The sequence below is a fragment of the Candidatus Tisiphia endosymbiont of Hybos culiciformis genome, assembly GCF_964030975.1.
In the GTDB taxonomy this organism is placed as follows: Bacteria; Pseudomonadota; Alphaproteobacteria; order Rickettsiales; family Rickettsiaceae; genus Tisiphia.
Genome location: NZ_CAXIQH010000001.1, coordinates 1242258 through 1259927, shown reverse-complemented (window position 1 = coordinate 1259927; position 17670 = coordinate 1242258). Strand labels below are relative to the sequence as shown.

Annotated in this window: 16 protein-coding genes, 1 tRNA gene and 2 pseudogenes; 10 read left to right on the top strand and 9 right to left on the bottom strand. The window is 34.5% G+C overall.

All coding sequences use genetic code 11. From position 1 onward, the window contains the following. Nucleotides 1-63: 63 nt before the first annotated feature. The gene (gene rpsB / locus ACQH2P_RS06795; RefSeq protein WP_425363551.1) at nucleotides 64-966 is read right to left on the bottom strand and encodes a 30S ribosomal protein S2; all 903 of its coding nucleotides are present in this window, start codon (nucleotides 964-966) and stop codon (nucleotides 64-66) included. Between the two features lie 373 nt (nucleotides 967-1339). On the opposite strand from rpsB, the gene ACQH2P_RS06790 reads away from it, so the two are divergent. Then, nucleotides 1340-1603: a hypothetical protein gene (locus ACQH2P_RS06790; RefSeq protein WP_425363550.1), complete on the top strand. Its 264-nt coding sequence runs from the start codon at nucleotides 1340-1342 to the stop codon at nucleotides 1601-1603. Between the two features lie 27 nt (nucleotides 1604-1630). On the opposite strand, the gene tyrS is transcribed toward ACQH2P_RS06790, so the two are convergent. Next, a complete protein-coding gene (gene tyrS / locus ACQH2P_RS06785) occupies nucleotides 1631-2872 on the bottom strand; it encodes a tyrosine--tRNA ligase (RefSeq protein ID WP_425364127.1) in 1242 nt (413 codons plus the stop codon). Nucleotides 2873-3302: 430 nt separating this feature from the next. On the opposite strand from tyrS, the gene ACQH2P_RS06780 reads away from it, so the two are divergent. Next, nucleotides 3303-3479: a hypothetical protein gene (locus ACQH2P_RS06780; protein ID WP_425363549.1), complete on the top strand. Its 177-nt coding sequence runs from the start codon at nucleotides 3303-3305 to the stop codon at nucleotides 3477-3479. Nucleotides 3480-3760: 281 nt separating this feature from the next. Here ACQH2P_RS06780 and cysS read toward each other — a convergent pair whose 3' ends face one another. Next, a complete protein-coding gene (gene cysS / locus ACQH2P_RS06775) occupies nucleotides 3761-5158 on the bottom strand; it encodes a cysteine--tRNA ligase (RefSeq protein WP_425363548.1) in 1398 nt (465 codons plus the stop codon). A gap of 89 nt (nucleotides 5159-5247) precedes the next feature. Here cysS and rodA point away from each other — a divergent pair, with 89 nt between their 5' ends. The 6 genes from rodA (at nucleotide 5248) to ACQH2P_RS06745 (ending at nucleotide 9170) form a co-directional block, all read left to right on the top strand. After that, nucleotides 5248-6348 (top strand): rod shape-determining protein RodA, encoded by a 1101-nt coding sequence (gene rodA / locus ACQH2P_RS06770; RefSeq protein ID WP_425364126.1) that lies wholly within the window; start codon nucleotides 5248-5250, stop codon nucleotides 6346-6348. A 245-nt stretch (nucleotides 6349-6593) separates the two neighbouring features. Beyond that, nucleotides 6594-6668: transfer RNA gene (locus tag ACQH2P_RS06765), tRNA-Asn, on the top strand. Between the two features lie 27 nt (nucleotides 6669-6695). Further along, nucleotides 6696-6911 carry a translation initiation factor IF-1 gene (gene infA / locus ACQH2P_RS06760; RefSeq protein WP_094649298.1) on the top strand — a complete coding sequence of 72 codons (216 nt, stop codon included), beginning with the start codon at nucleotides 6696-6698 and terminating at the stop codon, nucleotides 6909-6911. A gap of 14 nt (nucleotides 6912-6925) precedes the next feature. Then, nucleotides 6926-7555 carry a Maf family protein gene (locus ACQH2P_RS06755; protein WP_425363547.1) on the top strand — a complete coding sequence of 210 codons (630 nt, stop codon included), beginning with the start codon at nucleotides 6926-6928 and terminating at the stop codon, nucleotides 7553-7555. A gap of 37 nt (nucleotides 7556-7592) precedes the next feature. Next, nucleotides 7593-7781 carry a hypothetical protein gene (locus tag ACQH2P_RS06750; protein ID WP_425363546.1) on the top strand — a complete coding sequence of 63 codons (189 nt, stop codon included), beginning with the start codon at nucleotides 7593-7595 and terminating at the stop codon, nucleotides 7779-7781. Nucleotides 7782-7853: 72 nt separating this feature from the next. Beyond that, a complete protein-coding gene (locus ACQH2P_RS06745) occupies nucleotides 7854-9170 on the top strand; it encodes a glycoside hydrolase family 3 N-terminal domain-containing protein (RefSeq protein WP_425363545.1) in 1317 nt (438 codons plus the stop codon). A gap of 321 nt (nucleotides 9171-9491) precedes the next feature. On the opposite strand, the gene ACQH2P_RS06740 is transcribed toward ACQH2P_RS06745, so the two are convergent. The 5 genes and pseudogenes from ACQH2P_RS06740 to ACQH2P_RS06720 form a co-directional block, all read right to left on the bottom strand. Further along, nucleotides 9492-9644 carry a hypothetical protein gene (locus ACQH2P_RS06740; RefSeq protein WP_425363544.1) on the bottom strand — a complete coding sequence of 51 codons (153 nt, stop codon included), beginning with the start codon at nucleotides 9642-9644 and terminating at the stop codon, nucleotides 9492-9494. 62 nt (nucleotides 9645-9706) lie between these two features. Next, complete coding sequence (locus ACQH2P_RS06735) at nucleotides 9707-10735, bottom strand: N-acetylmuramoyl-L-alanine amidase (protein ID WP_425363543.1); 1029 nt, start codon at nucleotides 10733-10735, stop codon at nucleotides 9707-9709. 378 nt (nucleotides 10736-11113) lie between these two features. Beyond that, a pseudogene (locus tag ACQH2P_RS06730) lies at nucleotides 11114-11314 on the bottom strand (HlyD family secretion protein); the annotation flags it as partial. Between the two features lie 192 nt (nucleotides 11315-11506). Beyond that, on the bottom strand, nucleotides 11507-12343 hold the full coding sequence (hemF, locus tag ACQH2P_RS06725) for an oxygen-dependent coproporphyrinogen oxidase (protein ID WP_425364125.1): 837 nt from the start codon (nucleotides 12341-12343) through the stop codon (nucleotides 11507-11509). Nucleotides 12344-12406: 63 nt separating this feature from the next. Then, entirely contained in the window at nucleotides 12407-13681 is a 1275-nt protein-coding gene (locus ACQH2P_RS06720) for an MFS transporter (RefSeq protein WP_425363542.1), read from the bottom strand. A gap of 501 nt (nucleotides 13682-14182) precedes the next feature. On the opposite strand from ACQH2P_RS06720, the gene ACQH2P_RS06715 reads away from it, so the two are divergent. Further along, nucleotides 14183-15229: an IS110 family RNA-guided transposase gene (locus tag ACQH2P_RS06715; protein WP_425362708.1), complete on the top strand. Its 1047-nt coding sequence runs from the start codon at nucleotides 14183-14185 to the stop codon at nucleotides 15227-15229. A 371-nt stretch (nucleotides 15230-15600) separates the two neighbouring features. After that, nucleotides 15601-17151, top strand: a complete 1551-nt coding sequence (locus ACQH2P_RS06710) for a patatin-like phospholipase family protein (RefSeq protein ID WP_425363541.1) — start codon at nucleotides 15601-15603, stop codon at nucleotides 17149-17151. 155 nt (nucleotides 17152-17306) lie between these two features. On the opposite strand, the pseudogene ACQH2P_RS06705 reads toward ACQH2P_RS06710, so the two are convergent. Beyond that, a pseudogene (locus ACQH2P_RS06705) lies at nucleotides 17307-17558 on the bottom strand (transposase); the annotation flags it as partial. Nucleotides 17559-17670 lie beyond the last annotated feature (112 nt).

Genomic DNA, 17670 nt, shown 5'->3' with positions numbered 1-17670 from the left:
ATGACATCTTTTCACCCCGTAAATATTCTTATGATTTAAGTATATTTTAGTTTGAGATATTAGTTATTTTGTTGTCGTAGCAGCTTCTGCAGTCCCCAAAACTGTCTCAAACTCTGACTCTACTACTTCTTGGTTAGCTGCTTCTTGGCTATTTAACTCAGAAGTTTTAGAAAATTTCTTGGTTGGTTTTAACTTAGTAATAGCTTTGATATTGGTATTTTTTTCTTCATGAGTAGCTATGCTTCCTAAATCAACACCAGACGCAGCTAAAGCTTCTTCTATACCAGCAAGCACAGCATCGGCAAACAAGCTGCAATAAAGTCTAATAGATCTTATTGCATCATCATTACCAGGAATAGGATGGTCTATATTATCTGGATTGGAATTAGTATCAACAATGGCAATTATCGGGATACCCAACTTCACTGCTTCTTGAATTGCTAAATGCTCCTTATTAGTGTCAATTACCACCAGCAAGTTTGGTTTTGTTCCAATATTTCTAATACCACCTAAGGATTTAAGTAATTTATCCTTTTTACGGGTCATTTCCAGTATTTCTTTTTTGGTATAAACGGAATATTCCTCTTCATTGCCCAAAATTTTCTCAAGATTATCTAACCTTTTTATTGAGCCAGAAATTGTTCCCCAGTTGGTTAACATACCACCAAGCCATCTGTGATTAACGTAATATTGCCCACATTTCTCTGTATACTCAGCTATTATATCACTAGCTTGGACTTTAGTGCTGACAAATAATATTTTACCATTTTTCTTAACAGTTTCATAGATTACATTGAGAGCCATTTGCATTAGGGCAGCAGTTTGTTGCAAGTCAATCACATGAATATCATCTCTGACACCATAAATGTAGGGTGCCATTTTAGGATTCCAGCGTGAGGTTTTATGACCAAAATGCACCCCAGCATCAAGTAATTCTCTGACATTAACAGTTTTTAGTTTAGACATTATTTTATCTCCTTGAAATGTTAGTTATGTACCTACACATAATGGTAGTAGTAGGCACTCCTCCGCAAGAGTTGATACCAAAGAAATTGGACTAACAACTGAGCTCTTACGTGTGAATTTTGCTTATATATTCAAAGCAAAGTTAATTATATATTCAATCAATATATTTGCAAGTGATATAGTTCTTTATCAGAAATTATAACGACAAAAACAAAACAGCAAGCTGTTTATCTTTTTGTTGAACAAATGGACAAATGCTAATCCAGGGCAGTTTAAAAGTCGCAACTAATAGTAAAAAAAACAGTTTTATTTAGGTGAGTAGTCGTCATTGCGAGGAGCCGCAAAGCTGCTATAGTTATGCCTATAGGATTAGGTGATAAAGAACATAACTATTGTAAGTTGTCATTCCCGCGTAGGCGGGAATCTAGATACCTGCTTTCGCAGGTATGACACAAAGTTTGTATCACCTAATTCAATAGGTTTCACTATACGCGGCAATCCAAAAATTGCAGCGGTAAAAATAAAACAGCAAGCTGTTTATTTGGATCGCCACGCCACTTCGTGGCTCGCGATGACAACCGCTTGTTTCTGCAATTTGGCATTTCTATCATTAGTTGCGACTTTTAAACTGCCCTGATGCTAATCGGATTAACTATAGATTAACTTATGAGGAGAATCTAACTAACATATGTTTCTTCTTACCCGCAGATATCTTAATAACTTGGTTGTCCTGCATAAAAGTCAAATCAACCATCATATTTTCATCTTGAATTAATTGATTATTGATTTTAGCCCCACCACCTCTAATGAGCCTACGCCCCTCAGATTTTGATTCAACAAGACCTAGCTCATGGAGTAATTCATACGCCGGAATACCTATAGTTAACCTGTTATGTTCAATACAGATAGTTGGTAAATTTATGTCGATTTCTCCTTGTTCAAAAACCTTTGTAGCTGTTTCTAATGCTGCTATAGCGGCTTGTTCACCATGACAAAGTTTCGTTAAATTAAATGCTAATTGCTTTTTGGCACCATTAATATCAGAGGCAGTAAGTAAGGTAAATTCTTGCATTTTATCTTCCTCTAACTCACTATATAATTTAGCAAATTTGACTACATCTTGATCTTCACAATTCCGCCAATATTGATAATAATCATATGAACTTAACATATCTTCATTTAGCCACACCGCTCCACCAATAGACTTACCCATCTTATTGCCAGAAGCAGTTGTTAATAATGGCGTAGTCATACCAAAAACTTCATTACCAGTTAGTTTCCTGGTAAAATCAACACCCATTATTATATTACCCCATTGGTCGCTACCACCTATTTGTAACGAACAACCATATACTTTGTTTAAATGATAAAAATCATAGGCTTGTAGCAACATATAGTTAAATTCTAAAAAACTCATATGCTGTTCTCGCTCTAAACGTAATTTTACCGAATCCATAGATAACATACGATTTACAGAAAAAAAACTACCAAAGCGGCCAAGAAAATCTAAGTAATTTAACGATCCTAGCCAATCTGAATTATCAACTAATATTGCATCATTTGCACCAGTACCGAATTTGATAAATTTTGATAATGATTTTTTTATGCCTTCAGCATTCTTGGCAATTTCTTCTTTTGTCAAAGATTTTCTTGCCTCATCTTTACCAGTAGGATCACCAATCTTACTAGTCGCTCCTCCCAGGAGTACTATTGGTTTATGCCCATATTGTTGCAATAGACGCAATATCATGATTTGCATCAGATTACCAACATGTAAAGACTGGGCTGTACAATCAAAACCAATATAAGCAGAGATTTTACTGTTACTCATTAGTGTTGTTAGTCTTTCTAAATCAGTACATTGATATAAAAAACCTTTATGCTCAAAATCTTTAATAAACATAATTCATTTACAAAATAATAAAATTAAACAAAAAACTATAGCTAACCGGACTCCTTGCGAAGAGGTCACAAGCACAGCTGTCGAAAGTTAGAAGAGGAAGAGGTTTTAGGCAGGATATTTTAAAAGTCGTATGTAATCAACGTCATTACGAGGAAGACCTTAGGTCGACGAAGCAATTGTAAGTTGTCATTCTTAGCAACGGCGGGAATCTAGATCCAGCACTGAAGCAGGGATGACAAAAAACAGGATTGCTTCGTCACCACCAAAGTGGCTCCTCGCAATGACGTTGCATTATATGCATAAGTCCTGTTTTTAAGTTGTTTATATTGGTATTATACCTGAACTTTAGGAGTTATACCACTTAAACCTTGGGTCAGAATTTTCAGGGCAGTTTAAAAGTCGCAACTAATGATATAAGAATCTGTTTTGAGAAATGCATAAACGTCATTGCGAGGAGCCGCTTCGCTACGACACGGCAATCCAAAAAATTGCAGCGGTAAAAATAAAACAGCAAGCTGTTTATTTGGATCGCCACGCCACTTCGTGGCTCGCGATGACGGTTATTCGTTTCTATAATCTAGTATTTTATATCATTAGTTGCGACTTTTAAACTGCCCTGCAAAATTTTACCCGGACACCAGCACACCTACGCGGGAATGACAACTTACAATTACTTCATTGGCTCTATGCCTCCTCACAATGACGCCAGTTATTTTTTCGCAACTTCTAAACCGCCATGACGCTCTCTACAACCGCTTCCTCTTCTAGCTTCTGACAGATGTGGTCGCAAGACCGACGAAGCAACCCAGAATAATGTAACACTTTTACATCGCTTATGTCAAGGCAGTAATATAAATTCAAAAGGCTCATTAGACTTCCTGCAAAAAGCCATCAAGCTTTTCTCCAAATAGTTGATCCATCCGGTTGATCTTCTAGAATAATGCCGTCTTTTAATAAATCTTGACGAATTTGATCAGCTAATAGCCAATCTTTTTGTAACTTTGCTTGTTGTCGTTTGGCAATTAGTTGGAGAATTAGTTGGTCATTCATTGTACAACGGAACCACTCGCTAGCTGGTTTGGTCATAAGACCTATAAAATTACTGCAAGAAAGTAAGTAAGATGCATATGTGTACTTATCTTCTTCTTTGCTACTGGCAAAAACCGATTTGGCGTAATCGTTGATTATTTTAATGGCAAGAGGTGTATTCAGATCATCGAATAGGCTAGATAAGAATTCTTCTGGAATATTTTGAACATCAAGCTTGTTAATGTCCAAATTTTCTATCGCTCTATACCAATAATTCATGGTTTTTTTAGCATCTTCTAAAGCCTTATCGTTGTAATCTAATGGTTTTCGGTAATGGCTGCTCATTAGTAATAATCTAACCACATCACCTGGAATTTTTTTATCTACCAAGTCTTTTACCGTAATAAAATTATTGAGTGACTTACTCATTTTTTCACCGTTACAGGTTAGAAATCCATTATGTACCCAATATTTAGCAAAGTGAGAATTCGGGAAAGCACATGTACTTTGTGCTATTTCATTAGTATGATGAGGAAAAATTAAATCTGCTCCACCACCATGAATATCAAAATTCTCTCCTAAATATTTATAGCTCATTGCTGAACATTCTATATGCCATCCTGGTCTACCTCTTCCCCAAGGACTATCGAAATTGGGGCTATCAAAATTTGCCAATATTTCTTCACCTTCATTGGCTGGTTTCCATAATACAAAATCATGAGGGTGCTTTTTTGATGGATTATTTTCAATACGTACTCCTTCTAGCATTTCCTCAAGATTACGATTTGATAATTTGGTATAATCTGGAGCAGTAGAAATATCAAAATAAACATGATTATCTGCAATGTAAGCGTGGTTTAGATCGAGTAATTTCTGAATAATCATAATCATATTATCAAGATGCATGGTAGCTTTTGGCTCGATATTGGGTGCCTGGCAACCTAGATATTGCATATTACAATGGAATTCTTCTGTAATTTTAACTGTTAATTCAGAAATAGTTATTTTGAGTTCTTTGGCTCTATTTATTATCTTATCATCGATGTCGGTAATATTACGGACATATTTTATGTGATTTTTTCCAAATATTTTACTTAGTGTACGATATAAAATATCGTATACTACCACGGACCTAGCGTTACCAATATGGGGGTGATCGTAGACAGTTGGACCACAAACATACATTTTTACTAAATTGCTATCTAGCGGTATAAAAACTTCTTTATTGTGAGTTAGTGTGTTATGTAATAATAATTTCATGTTTTTTATCGTTGTGTTGAACTTATAAGGAATCAAATATTTATTATTGTTTTATAGTTAATTTTTATGGATATCTACCTAAAATGTCAATTCAAAGAAATTATTTTGAAAAACTAAAAAAACTACCGATTACTTTGATTATTCTTATTAGCATAATTTGTAGCATTGGTTTTATTGTATTATATTCCGCTTCGGATTGTAATATTCACCCTTGGGCATATAAGCAGATGATGATTTTCTTCCTGTTTATACCAATTGTGATGATTATTACGATTATTGACATTAAATATATATTTAAGTTTTCATATATATTTTATATTGCTGTTATTATCTTATTAGTTAGTGTTGAGTTGTTTGGTTCTATTGCTATGGGAGCAAAGCGTTGGATAGATTTAGGAGTTATCCGCTTGCAGCCTTCTGAACCAACAAAATTAGCCATAGTGTTAATGTTAGCTAGGTATTTTCATCAACTAAAAACTGAGGGTTTTACCAGATTCCATAAGATTTTATTGCCTATAATAGGTGTGATATTACCAGTTCTACTGATAATAAAAGAACCGGATTTAGGTACTGGAGTGATTACTATCATTATTGCTAGTATTATGTTTTTTGCCGTTGGTTTTAGAGTAAGAAATTTTATGATAATTGGTATTATAGTTGTTACTTGTGTACCAGTTATTTGGCAAGTGATGCATGATTATCAAAAAAAAAGAGTCATGGTTTTTTTGGATCCTGAGAAAGACCCGCTTGGAGCTGGCTATAATATTATCCAATCAAAAATTGCTATTGGCTCTGGTGGATTATGGGGTAAGGGACTCACCAAGGGTAGTCAAAGCCATCTAAATTTTTTGCCAGAACATCAGACTGACTTTATCTTTGCTACTTTTGCTGAAGAATTTGGTTTTGTTGGCAGTTTGTGTCTATTAATTCTTTATTTGGCAATTATAGTAATTTCATTGATGATTGCTACCAATTGTCGAGCAATATTTAGTAAGCTGATGGTAATAGGCATAACATCAATCCTATTTAGCCATGTATTTATCAATATAGCTATGGTAATGGGATTATTACCAGTAGTGGGTGTACCCTTACCATTTATATCTTATGGTGGTACAATGATGGTATCAATGCTTATTGGTTTTGGATTAGTAATGAATGCTCAAATACACCAGCATAACAGTAGTTTTTAATTTATTTTTTTAGAAAGAATAAGAAAACACTAGACCCTAGACAAAAGATTTGTTATAAGAAGTCTAGTCTATATATAGCTAACCCAATTAGCATTTATCCATAGTAAACTTACGTCATTGCGAGAAGCCACTTTAGTGGCGACGAAGCAATCCAGGGAAGTGATTAGATTTGGATTGCTTCGTCGTAGCGATGCTACTTCCTCGCAATGACGGAGTAATGATCGGGTAGCTATAAAGGCAAATGTTCCTCGGTAGCTCAGTGGTAGAGCAAACGGCTGTTAACCGTTAGGTCGCTGGTTCGAATCCGGCCCGGGGAGCCATTTTAAATATAATTTAATTAAGTTGTAATGACCAAAGAAGAGCTAATTAATTTTGAAGGGGTTGTCCTGGAGCTTTTACCTAATGCAACTTTTAGAGTAAAGCTAGAAAATGGTCATTTTATTATCGCCCATACTTCTGGTAGGATGCGTAAGAATCGTATTAGGATACTTGTTGGGGATAAGATAACAGTGGAAATGACCCCTTACGACTTAACAAAAGGTCGTGTTATTCATCGTCATTAAAATTTTTCATATTTATGTCAAATGTATACTCAAATGATTTAGAACAACAGAGTATAGATATAATTTTAGCTTCACAATCGCCGGCAAGGCTTGAGTTGTTAAAAAGAATCAAAGTATTGCCTACACAAATTATTCCTGCTAATATTAATGAAACAGAATATCTACGAGAGTTACCAAATCAATTGGCAGCAAGATTGGCACAGGAAAAAGCAAAAGTTGTTGCCGAGAAAATAACTGGTGAAGCTATAATTATAGCCGCTGATACTGTTGTAGCTCGTGGTAGGAAAATATTACCCAAAGCTTTAACAAGTGAAGATGTTAGATATTGTCTTAATATTTTATCTGGGAGACGTCATAGGGTTTATACAGGTATTTGTATAATAAAAAAGACTTCCGAACAATTCCTAATACGACAAAAATTAGTGCAAACTATAGTCAAGTTTAAAAAACTAAGTCATCAAGAGATAGAATTCTACTGTAGCTTAGATGAGGGGATCAACAAAGCAGGTGGCTGTATGATTCACGGCTATGCTGAAGCTTTTATTCCTAGCATATACGGCTCTTACTCAAATATTATGGGACTACCACTATTGGAAACCATGCATATGCTTACTTCTTTGGGTTTTAAAAATAGTACTAGCTAATCCGATTAACTATATATAGTTATGCTCATAGGATTAGGTGATAAAGAACATAACGATTGTAAGTTGTCATTCCCGCGAAGGCGGGAATCTAGATACCTGCTTTCGCAAGGTTAGCACAAAGTTTGTATCACCTAATTCAATAGGTTTCACTATAGTATTCTCAAGATATAAGAACCTAGAACAACTATGGATAAATGCTAATCGGGTTAGCTATAAAAATTTTTAAATAATTTGCATATATTTATTAGTGCTGTTGATTTTTATGATATACTATTACTCATCTTAACTTGAATATTGCATGAAGGTAACAATTTATAAGGAAAACTATATGAGAGTAAAATGGCTAAAATACAACTTTTTGTATCTGGTATTGCTGGTATTATTGTTCCCAGGAGAAAGAGCGTTGTCTGAAATAAAATCTTCTGATACTAGTTTGACCTCAGAAGAAAGAACGTTATCTAAAATAAAACCTTTTATATTTGGTGTTTCTGGTACTAGCTTGACCCCAGAAGAAAGAACATTATTTTTAAAAAATCCAGTACATGGCTTTATTCTCTTTGGCAGAAATATTGAAAATCCAGAGCAGTTAAAACAGTTAGTAAAAGAGTTAAAAAGCTTATATAAGCATGATATATTGATTTTTGTAGACCAAGAAGGTGGACGAGTTGCAAGATTGAAGCCACCTATGGTAGCTCAAGAATACCCAGCTGCTGCTGAGTTTGGTAAAATATATGAAAAGGATGCGAAAGAAGCTAAAGAAAAAGTTTTTGAAAATTATTCAAATATAATGAAGGGATTGAACCAATATGGAATAAACTCACCATGTAGCCCCGATGCTGACTTGACTCACCCTTATACTAATGGGATTATTGGAAATCGTAGCTTTGGAAGCTCTGTTGACCAAGTAGTTGAATTATGTACAAAAGCGATAGAGGCAATAAACGCTCAGAATGGCATTGCCACTATGAAGCATATTCCAGGGCATGGCAGAGCTACTCTTGATAGCCATCGTCAGTTGCCACGTGTTACCGCTTCGCTCACTGAATTAAATGACACAGATTTTGCAGTGTTTAGACAATTAGCTAAAATTTTTGAAAATAATAAAGCGGTGTGGTCAATGGTAGCTCACATTGTATTTGAGGCTATGGATACTAAGTTACCAGTGAGTTTATCACCTACTGGAATAAAGTTCATTAGAGAGAAGATTGGTTTTAAGGGTACGTTAGTTTCGGATGATATTTGTATGGGTGCTCTGCATAATGAAATTGACCCTAAATACTTGGCAATTATCTCAATACTTCGAAAATATCCAACGACGAATACGCTGACTAAGATAAGTAATGAAGATTTACAAGAACTTATTAACTACGGAGTTGTTAAAGATATATCTGATAATACGGGACTAAAAGACTTTTTCGTACAGTCTTCAGAACTAAAGATGAAATTTATTAAAAGTTTAGTTAAAGTTGTTAAGCAAATTATTGCAATTGATAATAGTTATATGGTGTTGCATTGTAGTGGTGACATAGAAGAAATGGCAGCCATTTGTGATGTTGATATGCCTGCTGATATGGTTAGTTGTGTTGAGGAGGTGTCGAAAACTAGAGAAAAATGAAATTTAACTTTTAAGATCGTTAAATGATTTGAGTATACCAGCCCATAGTACTCTACATTTTTTATTCTATCGTAAAAATAGCAAAAAATTATGAGGATATTATGCTACACAAGAGTCATTGCGGAAGTGTGTGAGTACGACGAAGCAATTTGTAAGTTGTCATTCTTAGCAACGACGGGAATCTAGATAGTCGCTCCGTCAAAAAGGCTGTAGGTATGAGAGGTAATACATGTTTGCGGTTAAAAATCACATCAAAATCCATAAGATTTTCACCCTATTTTGTCAAAAACCTTATGGATTTACAAAGTTTTTATAACCTAATCACAGTACCAAGCTTGTTATCCCTGCGAAAGCAGGTATAGTGAAACCTATTGAATTAGGTGATACAAACTTTGTGTCATACCTGCGAAAGCAGGTATCTAGATTCCCGCCTTCGCGGGAATGACAACTTACAATCGTTATGTTCTTTATCACCTAATCCTATGAGCATAACTATACCAGCCTAATACTTGTTCATGGTAACGTTTTTTTGTTTATTAATTTTTATCCATTTTTTTATTTAGGTGCATAGAATTTAGTAGATCATTTAATACATTCTCACTATTTTCACTCCAAGTAGCTAATATTCCTCGGGCATCCTTGTTACTAGAATTACTCCATAATATATCCCATTGTTTTTTAAGAGCAATATTATTTAAAATGTCACCTGTATAATGAATATTAAAAGCCAACATAGCTGATATAGTATCATCATCTAATAAGCCTAGATTTGAGTTATCTGCTTTTATAATTGGATAACCAAATTTCTCAAGTAACTTCTGTACTTCTTCAATCTTGTTCCTATCTTGTTTTGTTTTATCATTATAAGATATTATAACTTTAGGATTATCTTTTCTTGAAACAAAAGAATAAAAACCAAAAGATGCTTTAGCAAACTTATCCCAAGGAAAATATATGCCAGGATCTATTTTTCTACTTGGTATCCAATCACTATGAGCTATTATTAGTTTGGGGTTTATTTCATATTTAGATATTAATGTTTTAACCAGCCCAATACTGGCATTTATTTGTTGATCAGTGAAAGGTTCCTTACCAGAAGCAACGTGTTCAATACCAATGGACCAACTATTCATATCATTATCAAGTATTGAAGTCACAATATGAGGATTAAGGGTACTATTTTCTTTTAAATTATTTGCGCTACCATATGATCCAAAAAATCTTGAATTTATAAGTGTTGGGTCGACTGGATTAAGATCGCTATCTGGTTCTAATTTTCCTCTACCAGCATGCCAAGCCCTATACTCATCTGGTACAAGTCTATAAATAGTACCATCAGTATTTATCACATAATGAGATGAAACATTTGATGTATTATTGGTAAATAGTGCGATAGTTTCATTAAGATCACATACTGTATAATGCATCACTATCCATTTAGCAGCACCATTATTCTTTCTCAAGTTATAATTATTACATTTTCCTGCCTCAGGTTTTTCTTGAGGGTCAGGTGGAATTTTAAAATTTGTACGTAAATAAGTATTATTAATATTGTTATCGCTCATACTGCTATTCCTCTGGTTGCACTAGTTAAGCTATTTGTTGCCTCCAAATAGTTCATATTATCTAGGTTCTGTGAAAGTTTCTAATTGATCTATATTTTGAGCTATTTTTTAGTGAGAATAAATAGGATTTTTGAAGGAATAGTGTACCTATTTCAAGAAAATCATGTTTATTCGTAGCAAAAAAGAGCCAAGATTAGGTCACTTTAGAAACCTTCACAGAGCCTAGGCTCTTATATCATAATTTAAAGATATAAGAACCTAGTATACAATACTTTATGGTTTGGCTAAGGATATCAAGAAAAAATAATGGAGAAAGTTGGAATAATAAATCTGGGGGGTGTAATAATATCACGCCTGAAAATCTAGCAAATGAACAGCCTAGATCTCATCAGTCCTAACCGAAACCATAACGGACATTCCTGGGAGCAAATTATTAGTAACATTCTTAGGAGTCTCAAAATCTATTAGCACAGAAACCCGTTGAACAATCTTAGTAAAATTACCGGTTGCATTATCAGTGGGAATTAGACTAAATTTTGAGCCGGTAGCTGGTGATATATTACGTATTCTACCATATATAGTTATGCTCATAGGATTAGGTGATACAAACTTTGTGTCATACCTGCGAAAGCAGGTATCTAGATTCCCGCATAGGTGGGAATCTATAATACCTTAAGCATTCTCAATACTGCTTTAGCTCCCCGCTTTCACAGGGATGACAAATATTGAGGCAGTTTGCTATGGATAAATACTAATCGGGTTAGCTATAGGCTACCAACGCACTTCTGGGGGCAGAGACATTAATATTGCTTCAACATTACCGTCTGTCATTAAGCCAAATAATGTACCACGATCATATAATAAGTTAAACTCAACATATCTGCCTCGACGTACTAATTGATAATCTTTTTGTTCTTTGCTCCAAGGTAGAAACATTTTTGTTCTAACAATTTCAGGATATATTGTTAAAAACGCTTGTCCTACGTCTTTAGTAAAAGAAAAATCATTATTAGAATTTCCGGTATTTAAGTAATCATAAAATATACCCCCTACTCCCCTTGGTTCATTCCGATGTTTTAAGTAAAAATATTCATCGCATTGTTTTGTAAATTTAGGATAATAATTTGGATCATGTTTATTACAAGCTTGTTTAAAAGCAGTATGAAATTTTGCCGTCTCATTTTTATCAGGATAAAATGGCGTTAGGTCGCTACCACCGCCAAACCAATGATTAGCAGTTGCAATATAGCGAGTGTTGAAATGTACTGCTGGTACTAATGGAGAAGTAAGGTGAGCCACGATAGAAATACCAGTAGCAAAAAATTGCCTACTATTTTCCGTACCTGGTATATTTTTACTAAATTCTGGAGATAATTCTCCAAAAACTGTAGAAATATTCACCCCTACTTTCTCAAATAAGTTACCACGCATTACAGACATTACTCCACCACCACCGCTTTTTCTATCCCAGGGTGTTCGTATGAATTTTGCAGGTGCTAAACCTTTCATTTCACTATATTCAAGCTCTATTTTCTCTAATTCGCTACATACTTGATCACGTAAATTACTGAACCATGTTATCGCCCTTTCCTTATTAGTTGTCATAATTCTTTAAGTTTTTATAGTATACTCCAAAATTTTCTTCCACTAAGGGTTTTTTAAAAAATAATTTTAATAGTCTCTCTTGTAGCTATTATTTTTAATTAATCGTCTTATTTCATTTCTCATAAAATAAATGATAACTAAAAATACGATAGAAGTACTCATAATATAGAAGGCAGGGGCGTAAAACAAGCCTGTTTCTCCAACAAGCCAACGTGAAATAAGGGGAGAAGTCCCCCCAAACAAAGCAATACCCAAATTATAACTAAAAGATACCCCTGAAAATTTCTGTTCAGGAGAAAATAACACTATAATGGTACTATAGGCTGTTCCAGCTATTGCTCCGCCAAGAATACCCAAGCTAGTTAGAGCAGAAATTTGTTGCCACATGGACGGTAATGACATAGATAATATAGTAGGTAAAACTAGTATTAAGACCGCTATACTTACTAAAACTAGTACTTTAAATTTCCCTATAATGTCAGTTAATCCACCAAATAATGGCATAGATATCATCATTATAAAATTGACATATAATAGATAAATAAGGGCAGTTGTATTATCAAGATGCATGACGTCCTGGTAATATACATTGGAGGTTTTTATTAAATATACTATACTACTAGCAAATGCACCAGCACAAAATGTTAAAAACATTGCTTTCCAAGCTGTTTTGACTACGTTGATAAACGGGGCTTTTAAAGTTTTTTTCTGTTCAGCTAACATTTTAAAAATAGGAGTCTCTGATACACGAAGACGTAAATAAAAGCCAACCAATCCCAGGACTCCACCTAATAAAAATGCGAAACGCCAAGCAAAATCAAGATGATGAAAATATTGCTCAATAATAATTCCTACAAGAGTAGCAATCAACGTACCAGCAATATTTGAAGCATGCACTAAGCCTGCAGTAAGACCAGATCGTAAATTTTGATGATGCTCTAAAATAAAAATAGCCGCTCCAGCACCTTCGCCACTAATACACAAACCTTGTAAGAGACGCATTATGATCAATATTACTGGTGCACAAATTCCTATGCTGTAATAAGAAGGGATTAACCCCATAGTGAATGTTGGTATAGTCATACCAAGCATAGAAATAATCAAGGAGATACGCCTGCCATATTTATCTGCAACATAACCAAAAAATATACCCCCTATTGGTCTAGTAACAAATCCTACTGCGAATACACAGAGACTTAACATTATTTGTATAAATTCTGAATTTCCAGGAAAAAACGTACGCCCAATCATTAGTGAAAATACTGAGTATACTGTGAAATCATAATATTCTAGTATATTTCCTGAGATGGCTGATAAAAAAACGGACTTAGGTTTACTCATCTATATCTTATCAAATAAATTTAATTAAACCGGATTATAGACAACTTAACCAACTTATAAAGCGTAAAATGATTTTATTTTCTTGTGATAAATATTCTTTAAAAAAATCAACACAACCAATTATATCATACACTTAATTTATCAGATTATTCTAACTTTGTCAACTTTTAGTTATATAGTAACATAATTATTACTATATAATTAATTTTCAGCTAATAATTAGCAATTTATTCACCTATTACTTGACCTTTTGAGACAAAGGGTTTACTGTAAATTAAATAAGATGTAGTGTTTTTATAATCTATATATAGTGAAACCTATTGAATTAGGTGATACAAACTTTGTGTTAACCTTGCGAAAGCAGGTATCTAGATTCCCGCATAAGCGGGAATGATGGTATGGACGAGTGAAGCGAAATATGCTTTACTTGTACGGAGTCTGGTGAAAAATGTTTTTCAGTTGCTCCAAATTAAATAACAATTTAATTAATAGGTCCATACCATGATAAATAATAGCATAGAAAATAGTATAATTGGAATAGATTTAGCAAAAAATATTATGCACTTGGTGCAAGTTGATCAAAATGGCAAAAAAGTCGGTCATCAAAAAGTTAAAAGAGATGAGTTAATAGGATGTTTAAACAATCTCAATAAAAGTTCACTGGTGGTCATGGAAGCATGTGGAGGAGGTAATTATTGGTCGCAAGAAATTAACAAGCTTGATTTGCAAGTTAAGTTGATGAAAACAAAAGATGTAAAAATTTATGCAACATCGAGGCAGAAAAATGATTATAACGATGCCTTAGCAATATGTAAAGCTGCTCGCGATCCAGAGCTAAAAGATGTGTTACCCAAAAGCAAAGAGGAACAAGATATAAAATTTTTGCATAAAATCCGAAGTAATACGATCAGAGATCGAGTACAAAAAACTAATTCTACAATATCAAGTTTATATGAATATGGTTATAATACAAAATTAAGCAAAAATAAATTTTGCAAAGCATGTAAGTCGGAGGTAGAATTAGCGTATATAGAAGGTTATATAACTTCTGGGGTACAGTCAATTTTACTTTTAGAATGTGAAGAAATTGAGAATTTGTGTAACAAAGAAAAAACTTTAGAAAAGCTGATAATCAGTAATAATAAACAGAATGAGAAAGCTATTAGGTTGCAGACAATTTTTGGGATTGGAGCAATCAATGCTAGTTGTTTGAGCGTAGCACCAATGGAAAATTACGCAACCCCGAGGGATTTTTCTGCGTCGCTTGGTTTGGTGCCAAAACAATACACCTCAGGAGATAAGATAGTTTTAGGAGGAATTAGCAAACAAGGTGATAGATATGCTAGAACTATGTTGATTCAAGCTGCAAGAACAATAGCAATAAGAGCCAAAAGCGATAAAGAATCAAAAGATAAGCTAGTTCAGTGGGCAGTGAAGAAATTTGCTGAAAACAAATCATATAATATTATATGTGTTGGTTTAGCGAATAAATTAGCTAGAATAGCTTATGCAGTAGTTACCAATGGCAGCGAGTATGTCGCAAATTAGCGCTGTTGGCAAGAAGGATAATTTATGTCAATTAAGCAAAAGAATGGCAATTGGTAAATATTGCGAGTAAGTTAGTAACAATAAAGAGAACGAAAGTAAAAGAGTTAATGAAATAAGTATTCTGAACAAAATCCGCAATTATGTCGAGGCTCTAGAAGCCGTGGGAATGAGAGGTTACTCAAGGATATTTAGAAGAATGCAGAAACCATTATGGCACTCGATGCCGAATATATGACCGCTTCCTTTGTGGCTCTATTTTTTATTTTCTTTATTGACAAATTCACTCGTCCATATATGACAACTTACAATAGTTATGTTCTTTATCACCTAATCCTATAGGCATAACTATAACATAAATATGGAGTTATCTTATGGCTAGAAAAAGTTCTGTAAACAACAATGTAGGAAGTCATCTGCCTTCCTCTGCAGCTTCTACAAATGCAATACTTGCTCTCTCAGGTGGTGGGGTCAAAGGAGGTATGCAGTTGGAAATGCTTGCAGAGATTGAAGACAAAACGGATATGCCTATATCTAAAATATTCCCGACTCTTACCGGTACTAGCGTTGGTGGATTAATTGCCGTTTTATTAGCAATTCCTAAAGAACCCGGTTCAACAGAACCGCGTTTTTCAGCGAAAGAAGCTTTAGAATTATTTGAAAATAGTGCGGCTGATATTTTTCCACAACACTGGTATCATCAGGGAAAAGTTGGGCAAGTGTTTAGTCATAAATATAGCCAGAAACCTCTTAAAGCGCTTTTGGACAAGCATCTGGGTGATATGAAATTTGAGGATTTGCTAGGTCGTGTTCTTGTAACAACTTTTGAGTTAAATAAAGAGAATTCTATTAAGATGTTTGATAGTCATAACCATTCTGACGTTAAGGCAAAAGATGTAGTCCTCGCTACTACTGCAGCTCCGAGCTATTTTAAAAGCGTGAAAATTAAGGATGAGGAAGGTGAACATATTCTTATTGATGGAGGCGTAGGTTATAATCGTCCAGCGGCAGAAGCTCTAAAATATCTTAAAGATGGGTTAAGTCGTGATCAACAAGGAGAAATGTTAGATAACATGAAGCTTGTTGCCCTTAATTTTGAATCGCCTCGTGAAAAAAAAGATGCACTGCCACCTCACCTTGATGGTATATTACCTCAGTTAGGTAATGGGCTAGTGAGTGACATAATGAAAGCTGCTCAAGATGCTGCTACGAAAGAAGTTGAACGAGATTTACCAGGGGAAGGACAATTTGTCAACTTATTACTTCCTGTGCCAAAAGGATCTACGAAATTGGATAATTCTAAACCAGAGAATATGGCTAAATTAAAAAAGTCTGCTGAGCAATATTTAGAAAATAATAAAGAGTTGATTGAACAGTTATGTTCAACATTGGTTAAGAATGTTAATGCTAGAGAGGAAAGCTCAAAACTTCATGAATCACAAATCAACGTTGATGACTCTACTATTTCCAGTGCGTTAGTGGTCGGTGATGCTATTGCTAAAAAGAATGAAGAGGATTCTAGTGCTGTTGCTAAAGGTAACCACGTAATATCAGAAAAATTTGAGGCAAAACTAGCGACAAACTTAAGTGAGCAGCAAGTTGGGGTTCTAAAAGACGGCTTGATGAAATTAATTCCCAAGGAATATGCTGTTCTACAAAAATTCTTAGAAGGATTAAATGATGCACAGCTTGTAGCTTTGTCCGATCACCTTCCTGCAATTGCTGATGGCAATTTTAAAAATGTCAACATAGCTGAATTTAGCCATTTTCAGAATAAATTTCTTAAATTTTTTAGTTCAATGTTTGAACCTGAAGATAATATTATTAACGATGCTATTCTTAGCTGTGCTCAAGAATACCATGAAGAAGTAGGTTGTGATGGAAGGGGGTCAGAGTCGGCACATTATGTTGATATGGTGTATTAGACTTCTTGTATAAGTCACTCACTCTAGTTGGTGATTTTTTGTGTCGTCAAAGCTTGCCTTTTGCTCCTCACGTACGTTTATGTACGCTGTGGGGTTCAGCTTTATTTCTTCTAAAAATCCCTCAACTATCTTTGACTTGTGCCTAGGGCGTGTCATCAATTCAACAAAATGACAGAAGCAGCAAGATGAATCGCCCCCAAAAAGTTTTGAGCCGTTTTATCATAGCGTGTGGCAATCGCCCTATATTGTTTAAGCTTAGCAAAAAAATTTTCAATTAAGTGCCGTGCCTTATAAAGCTCTGTATCCAATTCTATTGGAATTTTGCGATTCTTCCTTGATGGAATTACAGCCACACAACCTTTTTCTTTTAGCCTGTTCCTTACCCGCTCATATGCATCATAAGCCTTATAGTGAAACCTATTGAATTAGGTGATACAAACTTTGTGTCATACCTGCGAAAGCAGGTATCTAGTCTCCCCGTCAAAAGTGCAAAAAATTAAAAAATTAGCAGCTTAGCAA

What these genes read in the sequence shown, in the direction of transcription:
- rpsB (WP_425363551.1), bottom strand. Translation starts at nt 966, where the DNA reads ATGTCTAAACTAAAAACTGTTAATGTCAGAGAATTACTTGATGCTGGG.
- ACQH2P_RS06720 (WP_425363542.1), bottom strand. Translation starts at nt 13,681, where the DNA reads ATGAGTAAACCTAAGTCCGTTTTTTTATCAGCCATCTCAGGAAATATA.
- infA (WP_094649298.1), top strand. Translation starts at nt 6,696, where the DNA reads ATGACCAAAGAAGAGCTAATTAATTTTGAAGGGGTTGTCCTGGAGCTT.
- ACQH2P_RS06715 (WP_425362708.1), top strand. Translation starts at nt 14,183, where the DNA reads ATGATAAATAATAGCATAGAAAATAGTATAATTGGAATAGATTTAGCA.
- ACQH2P_RS06780 (WP_425363549.1), top strand. Translation starts at nt 3,303, where the DNA reads ATGCATAAACGTCATTGCGAGGAGCCGCTTCGCTACGACACGGCAATC.
- ACQH2P_RS06710 (WP_425363541.1), top strand. Translation starts at nt 15,601, where the DNA reads ATGGCTAGAAAAAGTTCTGTAAACAACAATGTAGGAAGTCATCTGCCT.
- ACQH2P_RS06735 (WP_425363543.1), bottom strand. Translation starts at nt 10,735, where the DNA reads ATGAGCGATAACAATATTAATAATACTTATTTACGTACAAATTTTAAA.
- cysS (WP_425363548.1), bottom strand. Translation starts at nt 5,158, where the DNA reads ATGAAATTATTATTACATAACACACTAACTCACAATAAAGAAGTTTTT.
- ACQH2P_RS06755 (WP_425363547.1), top strand. Translation starts at nt 6,926, where the DNA reads ATGTCAAATGTATACTCAAATGATTTAGAACAACAGAGTATAGATATA.
- ACQH2P_RS06745 (WP_425363545.1), top strand. Translation starts at nt 7,854, where the DNA reads ATGAAGGTAACAATTTATAAGGAAAACTATATGAGAGTAAAATGGCTA.